The 14327-nt window shown below is 64.6% G+C and carries 10 protein-coding genes; 2 read left to right on the top strand and 8 right to left on the bottom strand.

Going from position 1 to position 14327, the window contains the following annotated elements; all coding sequences use genetic code 11:
• Positions 1-56: 56 nt before the first annotated feature.
• The 8 genes from ACZ3HV_RS43915 to ACZ3HV_RS43880 all read right to left on the bottom strand — a co-directional run bounded on the left by ACZ3HV_RS43915 (position 57) and on the right by ACZ3HV_RS43880 (position 12767).
• A complete protein-coding gene (locus tag ACZ3HV_RS43915; RefSeq protein ID WP_465693797.1) occupies positions 57-1532 on the bottom strand; it encodes an ATP-binding protein in 1476 nt (491 codons plus the stop codon).
• A 74-nt stretch (positions 1533-1606) separates the two neighbouring features.
• A complete protein-coding gene (locus ACZ3HV_RS43910) occupies positions 1607-1960 on the bottom strand; it encodes a helix-turn-helix domain-containing protein (protein WP_465693799.1) in 354 nt (117 codons plus the stop codon).
• A 493-nt stretch (positions 1961-2453) separates the two neighbouring features.
• Entirely contained in the window at positions 2454-3407 is a 954-nt protein-coding gene (locus tag ACZ3HV_RS43905) for a GIY-YIG nuclease family protein (protein WP_465693796.1), read from the bottom strand.
• A gap of 13 nt (positions 3408-3420) precedes the next feature.
• Entirely contained in the window at positions 3421-4548 is a 1128-nt protein-coding gene (locus tag ACZ3HV_RS43900) for a hypothetical protein (RefSeq protein ID WP_465693795.1), read from the bottom strand.
• Between the two features lie 213 nt (positions 4549-4761).
• Positions 4762-7371 carry an RNaseH domain-containing protein gene (locus ACZ3HV_RS43895; RefSeq protein ID WP_465693794.1) on the bottom strand — a complete coding sequence of 870 codons (2610 nt, stop codon included), beginning with the start codon at positions 7369-7371 and terminating at the stop codon, positions 4762-4764.
• Entirely contained in the window at positions 7365-10670 is a 3306-nt protein-coding gene (locus ACZ3HV_RS43890) for a hypothetical protein (protein WP_465693792.1), read from the bottom strand. Before ACZ3HV_RS43890 ends, ACZ3HV_RS43895 begins: the two co-directional genes overlap by 7 nt.
• Positions 10670-11941 carry a restriction endonuclease-related protein gene (locus tag ACZ3HV_RS43885; protein WP_465693791.1) on the bottom strand — a complete coding sequence of 424 codons (1272 nt, stop codon included), beginning with the start codon at positions 11939-11941 and terminating at the stop codon, positions 10670-10672. The genes ACZ3HV_RS43890 and ACZ3HV_RS43885 overlap by 1 nt, the downstream gene beginning before the upstream one ends.
• Positions 11826-12767 carry a hypothetical protein gene (locus ACZ3HV_RS43880; RefSeq protein WP_465693790.1) on the bottom strand — a complete coding sequence of 314 codons (942 nt, stop codon included), beginning with the start codon at positions 12765-12767 and terminating at the stop codon, positions 11826-11828. The genes ACZ3HV_RS43885 and ACZ3HV_RS43880 overlap by 116 nt, the downstream gene beginning before the upstream one ends.
• A 193-nt stretch (positions 12768-12960) precedes the next feature.
• Here ACZ3HV_RS43880 and ACZ3HV_RS43875 point away from each other — a divergent pair, with 193 nt between their 5' ends.
• Together ACZ3HV_RS43875 and ACZ3HV_RS43870 are read left to right on the top strand one after the other, a co-directional pair.
• On the top strand, positions 12961-13542 hold the full coding sequence (locus tag ACZ3HV_RS43875; protein ID WP_465693789.1) for a type IV toxin-antitoxin system AbiEi family antitoxin domain-containing protein: 582 nt from the start codon (positions 12961-12963) through the stop codon (positions 13540-13542).
• Positions 13539-14285, top strand: a complete 747-nt coding sequence (locus ACZ3HV_RS43870) for a nucleotidyl transferase AbiEii/AbiGii toxin family protein (RefSeq protein ID WP_465693788.1) — start codon at positions 13539-13541, stop codon at positions 14283-14285. The genes ACZ3HV_RS43875 and ACZ3HV_RS43870 overlap by 4 nt, the downstream gene beginning before the upstream one ends.
• The last annotated feature ends 42 nt before the right edge of the window (positions 14286-14327 follow it).

Below are 14327 nucleotides of genomic sequence, written 5' to 3'. Positions count from 1 at the left end.
TCCGGCCCACGCCACCAACCCGCCCAACAACCCCCAGAACACCCAAAAACCAGCCATCAGCGACACGCCGGAACCCCGTGAAACTTCGAGGCTAGTAGCGCATCGAACGTAGTCTCGCCCAGCCGATCCTCTTCCCCGATGTGCGTGAAGAGAATCGCTCGCAGTTCGGCCTCGAACTCGTCCGCCTCCCCGTCGGCTGGCGCGATGTTGCACACTCGCTCAACGAAAGCCTGCGGCAGGTACTCGACGGAGACCGGAGCCGATCGTTGGTGCCCGTCAGGTAGCTGCGCACGGCGCGCCGATCCGGTTGCCCACTCGAGTTCCGCGTAGTACTCGCCGGCGATCTTCGCGTTTGTCGGGCGAAGGAACCGCGTCGGTGTCAGGAAGGCGAACTCCCGGTCGCGGGCCGAGTTCCCGGCCAACGCGATGCAGTCCAGTAGTGCAGACTTCCCTTGCCCTTTGTTGCCGACGACTGCGACGAACCCGCTGTTCAGTGGGATCTCGTAGTCGAACAGTACGTTGTCGGCGTCGTCCGAGGTGACTTTGATCTTCGAGACGAACTGTTCTGGATGCTTCCGGATTCGGGACAGCGGCGGCGGCTCGAGTCCGACGTAGACGCGGCGATCGAACTCTTCGAGGGCGTACGCGAGCCCTGCAAGCGTCGGGGTCGTGTTCATCCAGGTCTGGCACGCGCCGAGTCGCATGTTCTCGGTGGACTCCGAGAAGTGGTGCGCGTCGCTGCAGTCGAGAAGGCGGTGCGTGACGTTGCTCGAGCGCAACTTCTCGACATCGGATGTCCACCGGGATGTGTCCTCGAACGCGGTGAAGATGAAGTGTGCGGAGTTGATGACGGTCTTCTTCGCACCGATCGACTGATCGTTCCACTTGATGTCGGCCCATTCGGTCTTGCCGATTCCGAGGAGTGCCTTGCCTCTGAAGTAGTCGCGGGAAAGCACATCCTTCACATTGCCCAGCGATACATTGAGGTTGTTGAACCCTTCGACCAGGTCCGAACCGTACTTCTTGCGCTGGTCCTCCGGGACGGATTCCTTGATCTTGCGACCGAGGTCGGCCATCGACTCCCGCGTGATAACGCCGCGCCACCCGAGCGACTCGTATTCGGGAGAGACCATGACCTCGGATTGAAGCGCGTTCAAGAACTGAGCCTGGATGATCTCCGGGTCCAGTTCCGGATCGAAGACAGCGTGCAGGTTGACGCGGGACAGGTTTCCAGCCGTGCCCCCGAACTGATCGAGACGCATCTCGACGACCGGAAAGACTGCCTCCAGGTTCTGCAGCCTCCCACGGTTCCGAGCTTCGACTACTCGACGGTAGCCGTCGAGGAACCAGTAGTCGTTGATCCCGATAACGGCGATGTCCTCGGGCAACGATTCCAGTTCGTCGAGGAACCGTGACCACGTTTCCTCGTTGTCACCGCCGTACCCCTGCACGATGGATGCCGGCGTGTGCACGTGCAAGTCCCAGATGCGCCAGGTCGCACCGCGCCCAGTTGATGTGTCTGACCCCGCCATGTGACTTCCTCCCCCACCGGCTCGTACGCCGCCGGCCCCGGGGATAGGCTAACCGCTGAAGTCACCAGGAGTACTCAGTCAGTCGCCGTGTCTCGGCAGAAGGACTTCCGCGTCGGGGGTTGGGACGTGCTCACTGGATAAGTGATAGGCCGGAGGTGGTCGAGGTGGATGCCATAGGTCGCGACGAGGGTGCTGACGAGGTGGTGGTCGACTTTGATGCGGCCGGCTTCGATGAGTTCGATTCTGGTTTGGGGCCAGTTGAGGTGGTCGGCGACTTGTTTGCGAGTCATGCTGGCTTCGCGTCGGAAGGTTCGGAGGCTGAGGCCTATGTGCGGCGGGCGGTCCTGCCGATGGGGGAGAGCGGTGCGGAGCGCTCGGCGCGTGTTGGAGGGTCTCGGTAGCGACCGTGCCGATTTGGACGACTCCAACGCAGATGGCGACGAGGCCAATGCTCGATTTCAGAAAACCACCCATCTCGCGCCATGCTATTGACGCTCTGACGCTGGCGGGAGTCGGTCAGTTGCTGAAGGTTGATGCGTACGACGGTCATTGCGGGGTCGCTGCCGTCCTGCTTCAGATAGACGCCCTGGCGGTCCGCGTGCAACCTGCGCGCGTCACTCCCGCCATCACGGGAGAGTCGAAAGCCGATGTCATCGAGGTCCCGCAAACCGAGCTCCTTCAACTCCAGGATCCCCGGGCTGTCCCGTTGATGGGTCCGTTCTTGATCTCTACGTCGCCGACCGTGCCCATCGCAGTCGAGATCTCTTGCGGATCCGCGAAGTCAAGGCGTACTCCTTTGACGTACGTCGGACCCTCGAGCACGACCTACGAGTACGTCTGCGAGAACTACGAACTGCGACGGAGGTGCCGGGTTGGATGTCGCGATGCTTCAGCGGGATCCGGAAGCGGTACATGCTTTGGCTAGGGCTTCCTTCGTCTGTTTCCGGGGCTGTGGAGTTGATGCATCCAGTACTCGGGCGGCCGAGGTTGTTGCGCAGGCAACGCCCATTCTGAGGTCGGGGCTGGATTTCGCGGGCTCCAGTTCCGCGTCGGAGCCATTCGGCGGACAGCTTGCAAGGTTCGTACGACACCTGGCTGTTCGAGTTCCGCGGTGACGACATTCAACAGCAGCAACCGACCGTGCGAATCGCGCTGCGGGTCCCAAGTACGTGCGATCACCTGGCAGTGGCTGGTCGCCTGAAAGATCGCGATCCGGCATGTCTGACCGTCGGTGCTCGGGCGTATCCAGACCAGTCGAGCGCCTGCCGGCAGTCGTTCTCGGCCAACGAGTGCGCCGTTCGCGACCTCCTTGGCCGGGTCCAGGAACGGAACTGCGTCGACATCGCCGCCGGAATCACCGTCACCGAGGCCTGCGGCAGATGCAGGATCGTCCGTGCCCATCAACTCGAGCAGGTCGCCATCCGCGTGAGCTTGCCAGAGATCAACCAGATCCGTGGTCCTCGCCAGGAGATGCGGACGCGAGAAGACGGCGAACAGATCGTGGGCTTCGAGTGTGAGGGCAATGCGGTCGCGATCGGCGATCATGCACTCCTCATTGCCATCCCATGCGTTAAGCCCGGCGGTCTTCAGCAGGGCATTTCTCACGGCGTCGATTGCGACGCGCGGTGTGACGTGGAAGAACTCCCGGCGCGGAGAAACTCGGAAGTCGGCCAGAATCTCGTGTGCGGCCGCCTCGACCGCTTCGGGCATCGAGGTCAGCGCTCTGAACTCCACACTGAACGCAGTTGGAACCCCTGTCGTCTGCAGCTCCTGGGCCCGGCTTTCGGTGAGCTTTCTGGTCCGTCCGACCTTGACCATGCCTGGCATGGCGGGATTGCTCAGAACGTAGACGAACCCGACGGTGTGTTTCGGCACGCTTTCGCTCCGGCTAGAGGATTCGGTCTTGATGGGAGCTGGCTTCCTCTCTCAATGCGTCGAGGAACTCGGTATCAACCGCATCCTCCTCGTCAGCGTCGATGCCGTCTTCGGGATCGTGATCGGTATAGTCGGCGCACTCGCGGTACAGCAGATGGCAGCCTCGTATCCCGTCGAGTAGATCCTCCAGGAGATCGTGTGCGGGACGCACTGGGTCCAGCGGCGTCAAACGCGGCATCAGCTCAGCTAGTAGTTCCTGGTCGCCGGGTCCGTACTTCTCGGCCTTTGCCTGCGCTTGTTCGATCTCGTCGACCAGACCTTCTGGGTCGGGGATCTTGCCTTCAGCAACCGTCATCGCGGCTCTTACTAGGCCAAGGATGACCGACCTAGGACTCTCGCCGGCCTCAAGCATCTCCAAGACAGCAGTCGGGGTCCGGACGGCGAGTGCCTCGATGTTGTCGGCTTCGGCCACCACCAAGGTGGGATCACAGTCAGCCTGCTCGGCGGCGACTTGCGCGGCGGACTGCAGCCAGTGTGCCGCGGCGATTGCGGCCGCCGTGGCATCGACCTCCTCGAAAAGTCTCGCAGATCCCAATGGCTCATCCTGGAAGATGGCATTGGCCGCGATGACCTGCAGCGGGGATGCGTCAGAACGTGTCAGTGCCACAGCCTGCTTCGCCCGACCGGTCAGGTCACCGCGCTCGGCCCGTTCGACCGCGTCGATTTCCTGCGTGACGTCATCGACCACCTGGTCGATCAAGTCAGCGCTACTTACTGAATGCAGCGCCCGTCCGACGCGGTGAGCTGCCTCCTCGACCCGAATGTATGACTGCAACAGGTAGCCATGTTGGGGCAAATTGGGGTTCCGCACGGCGTCGGTCACTCCGGCGAATGCGTCGCGTTCTCCTTGCCTTCGCCATCCTTCGGTGTTCGGTTCCATGCTGTCTGCGGAGCTTGCTGGATTGGTGTAGCAGCGCCACAGCTGCCGCGACAGGCTGGAGAGGGCGGACGCCATGCGTAGGGCGTCGTTCTCCGGGGTGTCAGTTGGCAGCGTAGCGAGGGTGTTGGCGACGCGGCCTATTCCGGTGTTCCAAGTCGTGACCAGGGCTTCGCGGCTCTTGTCGTACGCATAGTCCGTCATGACGACATCCTTCCAGTTTCGGTGCCGGACCGCGGCAGGATGCAGGACCCGCAGGTGACCGGCGTGGGCCAACTTGCTCTTCAACGACGGCACGAGCGGCGGCCGCATCGACCATGGCAAATCTGCCGCCACCCGGGGTCAGCGACCAACCTCTGGACAGACCCTGATCGGAGACATGAGCGCTGGGCTCCATGGTCTTGGGCGGTTGCCGACCTACTCGTCGTCTTGGGTTCGGTAGTTGGGGTGGGTGAGGTCGGCTCGGACGGCGAGGTGGAGGGGGAGAGGGGTGAGGGTGCGGTCGTCCCAGGCGATGGTGTGGTCGCAGAGGCGGGCTGTCAGCGTGGCCAGGTCGGTCTTGTTCCAGTCGCCGGTGCGAGCGATGGCGATTTCGGTGGCGGTGTAGGAGTGCCAGTCGTCCTGGAGGAGGAAGCGGAGGTCTTCTGGCACCGTCCACGGGGTGTAGTCGGCGCCGGCTCGGCCGCGGCCGCCGCTCCGGTAGACCCGCGAGGACTTTCCGAACAGCCAGACTCCGCTGGTGGGCTCTTGATAGAGACAGTGTTCGGGCGTGGCCGGTTTCCGTGGGTCGCCTGGTTGGCGTCCGCCGGAGCGGTTGACTGGCCGCGGGATCTCCTCGCTGTTGTTGCAGCGGACGATGGCGACGTTACGCAGTCCTGCGAGGTTGGCGGCGGGGAGCAGACCGGTGGTGAACCGGCGGTTCTGGAGTCCTGGCCAGAAAGATCTGGTGGATGGCGCGTCAACGAAGAGGACAACGGGACCGTCGGGGAGAGAGTCGAGGATGGACTCGATGTAGAGACGCGTAGGCACGATCTTCTTGCCGCGGCCGTGAGCGGTTGAGCCGATCGGCCCTGAATGGAAGGCAGCCAGGGCTCGCGGATGCGGGGCCCATTTACTGTGCTTGTCGCTCCACATACGTACTGGCCAATGAGCGCTCGGATCGTCGGTAGCCTCGACGTCGACCGCGGTGACGACCAGTCGCGGGAGTACGTCGGGGCGCCGCGACATCTGCGACCTGAGGTGCAGCCCGACCAGGTGGACCTTCGTCGCCGTTGTGCCGGCCAGAAAGTTGCCGAGGGCGCTCTGTGCCAGCTCAGGGTGTAGCACGCCTGCGCTGCGCAACAGGAGGTCGGATGCGGCATTCTCGGCTGCGTAGTCGACGTCGGGCTCGGTCTTCTTCCGCCGCTTGGACTTCTTCTTGGCCTTATTTTCGTCGGTATCTGGCGGCTCCGGCTGGGTTGCCAGGAACTGGGTGGTGATGTCGCGATTGGCGAGCAACTGCTTTACAGGATTCTTCGCATCGTCCAGAGGCTTTCCTTCGGCCATGTCAAAGGCCGTCTCGGCCCAGGCGAGCACAGTTGCCCGGGTGTTCTCGAGGATGCTGTCGATCTCGGCCAGTAGTCCGGATCGGTCGTGGTTGCCGTGCTGGAGCAGTTTCACCGCGCGGTGGAACGAGACCTCGAAGCCATCGCACGGAGTGGAGACCTGGCCGTCGACCGAAGGTACGGAGCCTTTGGCGAAATTCTCGAGTTGCCTGGCCATCCGCGCGCGGGCCTCTGAAGTCGCGTAGAGGCAGAGAAGGCGAACTGAGTCCTGGTCTGCTGCTCGTATGGCGTTGACGATTGTCTCCGGCAGGACCTCGATCGGTGGTCGCGGCGTCTGCGTAGCGGGCTTCTTGGGAGCTGCTGCGGTCTCCTTCTTCGGGCGGGACGCCTTCTTGGTCGGAGCCGGAGAGCCGAGGCGCTGTTCTCTGGGTGTAGGGATCTTGGCCGTCTTGTCCTTGGGCCAGTTCAGCGGCTCCAGCGCCGGGCAGTGGGCGTCAACGTGCTCGGCGACTCGAAGCATCACCCTGGCTCCGGGGCCTTTGCCGATCGGGTGCCGCTGAGGCCCCGGCACCAATGGTCGAACGCGGCCGGGTTCGGCCGGCAGTTGGGTGTCGAGGGCAAGCGTCTCGACATCACAGGCCTCGGCGATCGCGGCGGCGAAGTCGCGGATCTCCTGGGTCCAAGTGTCCTCAGAGGTCTTGAAGTTTCGGATGGGTACGCGCAGGACGGGCTTGGTTGTGTCGCGGCGATCGATCCATGCGGTCTTGTTTCCCCGCCACTCGGTGGCGATGCGGGACATGCCGACGTCGAAGGTGACGACGAGATCCGCCATCCCGGGCAATGTGATGATGCGGGGCCTGATCCTCAGCATTGCGTAGCCGACCCAGTCTTTCCATTGGTTGGACACCGGTTGCTCCCAGCTGAGGAGCGATCCGACGGTGTCCATGCGAAGCGCGATGTGGGGGCGATCAGCTTCCAAGCTGAGTGGCCGGTTGAGCAGCGCCGCGATGCTCCACTTGGCGCTCTCGAACAACCATCCGGGCGCGTCGACGGTGCCAGACTCGTCCTGGTTGACGTACTCGCTGATCTTCATCTGGGTCGCTGGCGATGACCCGAACGATGCAGCGAGGGTGTCGCGCTTCTCACCGCCCCGGAGCAGTTGCTCGAACGTTTCCAGACAGGTCTGCAGATGGAATGGGCTGATCGGTGTCGCCGACAGGATCATGCCCTTCGTCCCGTTGCTGCGCTCTTCGTCCGACAGGGCCCACTCGTCGACCAGGTGGACGGGGCCGCAATGGGCGGCAACGAGGCCAGTGACGAGTTGGCGGTAGGCAGGCCGCGTCGGAGCACTGTCGTCGAATCTCCCACGCGGGAGTTGGCCCCAAGCATCGGCGAAGGCATCGCTCCAGCGGTGGACATAGACATCCCCGAGCAGTGCGTCGATTCGGTCGGCAGGGATGCGATATCCGAGCGTCTTCAGCATTCGCCGTCTCCTTCAGGCAGTTCGTGTTTGGCGGCTTCGTCGTCGGCGAACGTGAAGAACGCGTCGAGGGTGGTCCCGTAGAGCTCCTGCATCAGGGGGAGTTGCCCGGTCGACTCCCAGTGAGTCCGCAGGCGGCTGATCAGGGACGCGAAGGTCGAGCCCCCGTTGCTGTCCAGCATCGCTGCATCGGCGAGGTGAACGCGCGCCGGCGTGCCACCACGGCGGGCCCGGCCGACGAGCTGGATGAGTCCGTTCATCGTCGCAGCGGCGATCGACAGCTGAACCGGAACCGGCATTCCACGGAAGTACGGCAGGCTGCTGACGATGTCCTCGAAAAGCCGACCAGCCAGCTGGACTCGCTCGTCGAGGATGTCGGCCGGCCGGCTGGGGCGACTCGGGGCCAGCAGCCGATCGTTGGCGTCCGCGGCGAGTGGATAGGCGTTCACATGGGCAAGCAACTCGGTGGGCTCGTCGACGACAGGCATCGGCCGGACCAAAAGCCAGATCGAGCCGAGTGCCGACTTGTTGTCAGCGCCGATGATGTTGAGCCCTCGTTCCACCCGGGCCAGGGGTGCGATGAGGATATCGACTTCGTCTCCCAGGCCAGGGAATTCCTCGAGTTGGTCGGCCCGGAGTTCGTGCCAGGCTCCGGCCGGCCTCTGCACGATCGGCCCGATCAGATCCGAGGCGCTCGGCGCGGTCGTGTCCCCGACGAACGAACCAGCTGGCCTGATCGCCAGGCAGATGCGTCCTGGATCCGCGCCGCCCCGGACCAGGCCTTGAGCAACGACGCGAGCTCCCTGGTACGACGTCGTAGCCAGGAGTATGCGGCGCCGGTCTTTGTCCTCGTTAGCGAGGCGTGCCAGTTCATTGGTCAATCGGCTGGTCCACAAACCTGCAGCCAAGTCTCGCAGCGCCCGATCGCGATCCTGCCCGGACCGGCCGGAGACCTTGATGGGTTGTCGCTGGCTGTCGATCACGCGGACCGGATGGATGCTCACAGCGGAGATGCCGATATCACTGACCCACCAGCGCGGTTCCGCGTGCACATGATGATGTGGCGCCATCGGGAAGTACGCGGTGGCTGACAGGCCGAGTACGGGGCGCCGAACGCCGGCACGGCACAGCGAGGTGATGTCGCCGATGGACATCGTGTAGGTATGTGGGTCGCCACCGAACGCGGCTGCACTGAGCTTGGCCGGCTGACGGCCGCTCGGATCGACCTGCTGCCGGAAGGCGAAGAGCAATCGACCGAGCGGACCGTTCGGATGTACTCGCCACCGGCTGTACGGGCCGAATGTCTCGGCGATCTCGCTCGCGATGGGTACGCCGACTCCGGCGAGGTGCGGCGCGGCGTACACGAACTGGCGTAGGTGTCCGCGGATCCGCTCGAGCAGCGTGCGCTGAAGCACACGATCGATGAAGCGCGCCCGGTCGGCCTCGTCGGGGATCCGGTGCTCGAGGGCGGTCTCCAACTCGACCCGGCTTCGCTCGAGGCGATTCGGTCCGGCGCCGACATCGGTGACCTGGGCGAGTGCGGCTCGGACCTCGGCGAACTCGTGAGGTTCGTTGTCGTCCGGAGCCCCCTCGCCCGGGAACAGTGAGCGGAAGCCAGCGGTCAACTCGTCTGTCAGCGGCTCGTGGTCGGCGAGGCCCCACAGGGTCGCAGTCTGTACGCCGTCCCAGCGCCGTGGGACGAGCCAGTATCTGGTGTTGCCGTGTTTGGATCGCGTTCTGCCGATCAGGCCCTGATCTAGCGCGGCGACGTACGTGGAGGCCAGGAACTTGGTGTGATGCACCATGCCGCGCACGCTGGACTCGACGCCCGGATTGATCTTGCCGGTTGCGAGGACGAACTCGTTCTCCAGCGTATGCAGTGGTGTGCCGAGGCGGCCGCGTTCCTCGAGCAGCAGGCCCCGTGCGGCCTGGTCGATCACTGTGCGCTGGAAGGTGTCGATCTCGTCGATCACGACCAAATGGCTGCGGCGCAGGACCAACTCCTCGATCGTGGTCCGGTCCGTGGTGGTTCCGTCGTCCTCGATGGGCAGATGCAGGCGTCCGCGGTGGAAGTTGACGTGGCTCGTGACGATCACCGAGGCGGTCAGCGCGGCGCGAGCCGGACCGAACTTGCCGCAGGTCGTACGCCATGGACAGGCGTACACGCGCTGGCGATCGCCTTCTTCGACGGTCAACCGTACGCAGGGCTCGTGGCCAGGCTGCCAGTGATCGACGGCCGCCTCGCTCTCTGCCGATGCCGCCAACGCGCAGCCGTACCCCAGTTTGCCGAGTGTCCACAGGCCGTCGGGATCCCAGCTCGGCCGGGAGCGAAGGATTCCGTCGAGCCTCTCGAAGCTGCCGGTCGGTGACATCAGCGGAGCGACGGTCCCGGCCAGTCCGAGCACTTCCAAGTGGGACTCGACGGCCCGGGCGAGCTTGAGAACCTCTGCGTTGCTGGGGACGAGCACTGTGAGGACAAGGCCTTGCTGGACCATCCAGCAGGCGAGAGTCTCAACCAGTCCGACGCTCTTGCCCACTCCGGTCGGTGCGTTGAGCAGAGCTGTGTCTCCCGCGGTCAAGTCGAGGAGGCCGTTGAGTCCGACCAGCCCGTCGCGACTCTGCAGCCCCTTGAACAGCCGATCGACCTGCTCGGCGTGGAAGCCGTCGGTGCCCTTCGCCGCGTCGAGCTTCGCCGCCAGGTCACGCAGTTCACCGACCGGAACCTTGATCTCTTGCTGGGCGGCCGAGGTGACCAGCGGCGGCGCGGACTGCGTCGCGGCGGCACCGTAGTCGCGGATCGTGAAGTGCTGCTCGACAAACGGACTGCTCTGCCCTGCGGCGCGGCGCCGGGCGGTGGTGTAATACGAGCCCGGGACAGCCGTCGGGAGACACCTACTGTTCTTTCGGTGATCGCGGGTGACCGTTGCCAGTGCCTCGTCGACGAACTCACGAAGCGGCATACCCGGCGTACAGGCGATCCGAAGCTCTTCGGGCTGATCGGACTCGAGACTGCATCCAGGCAGTGCGTCGTCCTCGAGCGCTGCGGACAGGCTTCGGCGGATCCACTCGCTGTCGGCATACTCTGCGCGACGCGCGTGCAGGAGTTGGACGACGCGATCGGTGTCGGCCGGCTCAAGCGTCGGCCAGGCCGACCAGACGTCAACGTGGCCGTCGAGCAGGAACGCGATGTCACGGCTGGAAACGACTGAGCTGCCGTCTGCGGCGTGAAGGGGGAAGTGGACGGCGGCGAGGCCGATTGCTGCCCTCAGCAGGGGCAGCGTGGTCTTGTCGAGCTTCGTCATCAGGCCTTTCTCTTTTCCCGGCGTGTGGCCGCGGTCACGCGGCTCACCAACTCGTCCTCGGTCAAGATCGTGTGGTGAGGCAGGGCGTCGACCAGAATCCGTTTCTGCGCTGCATGTGTTCGGGGTACGACGATGTAGCGCGCCCGGACCGGCTTCTCCTCGAGATGACGCAGCAGCCCCTCGGCTGTGCTGTGTTCCTTGACGTCGACGTCCCATCGCTGGTCGCCGACCACGATCTCGAGGTCGTACCGATCCAGGTCTGGATACACCTCGACCTCAGCGCCGAGACGGCGGAGGACAGCGGCAATCCGGAGCTCGGTGCATCCGGGGACCACGATGAATCGCCAGACCGCGTCGTCCACCTGGACCGCGGTGTCCGCGCTGCGGGCCGCGGGAGGACGCCCGACACGGCGACCGTCCGGGTTCGATCGGGTCAAGGCCGGTGCCGACCGCGGCTTCTCGACGACTACGAAGGTGGCTCGGTGATGCGGATAGGGGCACGTGACGACCAGTCCGTCGACGGCCATCGGCCATCTGCAGTCCGGGCACGGCCACCACCAAGAGGATCCACCCGAACGGAACACCTTCCCCGCCGGGAGGTCGGTGTAGTCCGTGACACGCGTCGCACCGGTCGTGTTGTAGGCGGTTGCAATGTCCTGCACCGCCCCGGCCGGATGCTCGACGAGCGTGCACCGCGTTGTCCGGTAGGCATCTGGATCACCGTCGGCGACCAGTTTCCCGAACACCTGTTGCTGAACGGTTTCGCGCTGCGCCCAGGCCCAGCTCGGCAACCACTCCGTGCCTGGATCGACTCCGGAGATCACCGAAACCATGACGTCCGCTGCGGCTTCCTGTGCTTGTGCCGAGAGTCTGTCGTCCGAGGTGAGCAGGATCATCGAATCGACGTTGTGCTGGTCGGACTGCGGGCCCTCAGGCAGGTCGGGAAGCAGCGCACCGAGAGGTTGCCGGAGCGCCTGGACGAGTTCGGTCGGCGCAACCGGACCGCTTCCGGGGCCGAGTTCTGCCATGATCACCCCCGTCATGCGGGCGACTTCGGTGACCGAGCGAACCGAGTCTTTCGATCGAACGGACCAGGCGCAGGCGGCTCGGAGTGCTGCCGAGGTGATACGGGCGCGCTGTTTGAGGCGAGCGGAATCAGTCGTCGTCACTGGTCGAACCTCCGTCGTATGTCGAGTGCTGGAGGAGGTGCGCGACCTCGTGCCTGATCCTGGGGGTCGCCGCGCGCGCACCGAGGGCGCGCAAGAAGTCATCCGCCGGCCAGGCGCGCAGCCAGCCGATCCGGGTCAGGTACAGCCCGACGCTTCGGATCCGACGCCGATCTTCGTAGTCGAGTAGGTAATATCCGGCGAGCTGCCACAGGACGTCCGGCCGCAGGAGTTGAGGTCTGGAAACGGCCTTGATCTCCAGCAGCATGTCGCCGACCTGGAGATCGGCGTCTGCGCCAGCGACATCCGAGCTGCCGATGAACGTCGGTCCCGCGACGCACTCGCTGGGCTCCGTTCTCGATCGCAGCGGGTCCAATACGGACTCGGCCAGCCGGGTCTGTGCATCGAGGTCGCGGACGGCGTACTCCGGCACTTGCCCCAACAGGTCGCTGAGATCACGAGCTCCTTGACCAAGCGCCAGTGGTCCGTGCGCGGGCCGGCGCGCGTCACGAAAGACCTGCTCGAACCATGCCATCGCGAAACAGATCGCGGCCAACCTGGTCTCCGCCACAGGACGCAAGAGCCACCCGCGATTACGCTCCTCTGGCCGCTCCGCGTGCAGGAGGTCCAGGTAGGCGTCCGCGAGCTCGATACCCAGCGCTCGGAGGTCAGTTGGGCAGGCGGAGACGCCTTGGACGACGGCGTGCGGCACTTCGGGAGCTACGAATGAGGTCCTGATCCGATAGTCGATGGCATGCCCGAGCAGACTCCACTGCGTCATGGCGCGTCCCGGTGCGACCGGAAGGCGAACACGGCGGACCGGCAACTCGGCCACGACGGATCGCTTCACAGCCGCCGAACGGGGCAGCTGTGCTTCGAAATACTTCCTGAGCGGATGGTTCTCCTGCCCCAGGGCTGAGGTGAGGCTCATGTCCCCGGACCCTAGACACTGCCACCGACAGTATCTGAACAATTGCTAACAGACAGGAGCATTCGGACCGGTAGCAGCTGTTGCTGAGTCGGCGGCCGCCTCAATGGGAGAGAGAACCCAGGACTTCGGTCGGAATTCCTCTACACTAGAGATGTTGGTGTTGAGGTTTTCCTGCATGGGAGGTGTTGCTGCGATGCCGACGATTGACGAGCTGCTGGCTGAGTTGCCCGACACCTTCCGCTACTCCGAGGCGTTGGAGCAGATCAGCGAGCGCCAGCTTCGCAGACTGCTGACGGACGGTCGGATCACGGCTGTCTCGCGTGGCCTGTACCGAAAGAGCGAGTGGCTGGGCGACGACGGCTTGATCGAGATCGCCTCCAAGTCGCCGCAGGCCACGATCTGCTTGCGCTCGGCGCTGGCCAGGCATGACCTGATCGACGATATCCCGGCCGAGTTGGACATTGCGGTCCCTCGTGGATCATGGATGCCGGAGACGATGGCTCCGGTTCGCTGGCGGAGCTTCGATCCGGCCACGTTCTCGATCGGGCGGGAACTGCTGGACATCGGGGGTGGCCGTAGCATCGGGATCTATTCGGCCGAGCGGAGCATCGTTGATGCCTATCGGCTGCGCCATCTCGATGGCGCCGATCTGGCCAACGACGCACTGAAGCGTTGGCTGCGCCGGGGAGGTCAGCCGTCGGAATTGCTGCGGGTCGCGAAGGCGTTTCCGCGCACGATCACGCCGTTGCGCCAGACACTGGAGATACTTCTTTGAGCCGAATCTCACGGGGAACGCCCGCCGGGGACGCCTACCTCGACCTCAAGAACCAGGCGCAGCGGACAGGGCGCACCACCCAGGAACTGCTGCAGCTCTACATCCTTGAAGGGTTCCTCGCCCGGCTGGCCGCCAGCGACCTGCGCGACAGCTTCGTCCTCAAGGGCGGCGTTTTGCTTGCCGCGTTCGACACGCGTCGCCCGACCAAGGACGTCGACCTTGCCGGCATCAAACTGGTCAACTCCACCGAGACCGTCCTCGACCTCGTTCAAACCGTACTTCGTGTTCCGGTCGCCGGCGATGACGGCATCGTGTTCTTTCCCGAGACCGCTACCGCGGGCGTCATCCGGGACGAGGAGCAGTACTCAGGCGTACGGGTTCATGCCGAGGCTCGGGTGGCCAGTGCGCGGCTGACGTTCCATGTCGACGTCAACGTCGGCGACCCGATCTGGCCTGAGCCGGCAACTGTCGCGGTCCCGCGGCTTCGTGGCGGTGAGCCCATCCGCCTGTGCGGCTATCCAATGCACATGGTTCACGCCGAGAAGATCGTCACAGCTGTCCAGCGAGGTATTGCCAATACCCGGTGGCGTGACTTCGGCGACATCTGGACCCTCGCCCGGCGGCATCCGATCGCCGGTTCCGACCTTCAGCGCGCGATCCTCGAAGTCGCCAAGGCTCGCGGTGTAACCCGGCTCTTCGCAGTTGAGGGTGTAGCGGGGGTGGGCGCGTCGGTGGCCGGGTAGGGGTCGAGGTCTTCCGATGATGGGAGTTCTCACGCTGCCCAT

Source organism: Kribbella sp. NPDC020701 (assembly GCF_055562215.1).
Note: the sequence above shows the minus strand (reverse complement) of the source record. Positions and strands in the feature narration are given on the sequence as shown.

Bases quoted from the DNA above. Each gene is read 5' to 3' on its own strand.
- ACZ3HV_RS43915 (WP_465693797.1), bottom strand. From the start codon at position 1,532: ATGGCGGGGTCAGACACATCAACTGGGCGCGGTGCGACCTGGCGCATC.
- ACZ3HV_RS43900 (WP_465693795.1), bottom strand. From the start codon at position 4,548: ATGACGGACTATGCGTACGACAAGAGCCGCGAAGCCCTGGTCACGACT.
- ACZ3HV_RS43895 (WP_465693794.1), bottom strand. From the start codon at position 7,371: ATGCTGAAGACGCTCGGATATCGCATCCCTGCCGACCGAATCGACGCA.
- ACZ3HV_RS43890 (WP_465693792.1), bottom strand. From the start codon at position 10,670: ATGACGAAGCTCGACAAGACCACGCTGCCCCTGCTGAGGGCAGCAATC.
- ACZ3HV_RS43885 (WP_465693791.1), bottom strand. From the start codon at position 11,941: ATGACTTCTTGCGCGCCCTCGGTGCGCGCGCGGCGACCCCCAGGATCA.
- ACZ3HV_RS43880 (WP_465693790.1), bottom strand. From the start codon at position 12,767: ATGAGCCTCACCTCAGCCCTGGGGCAGGAGAACCATCCGCTCAGGAAG.
- ACZ3HV_RS43875 (WP_465693789.1), top strand. From the start codon at position 12,961: ATGCCGACGATTGACGAGCTGCTGGCTGAGTTGCCCGACACCTTCCGC.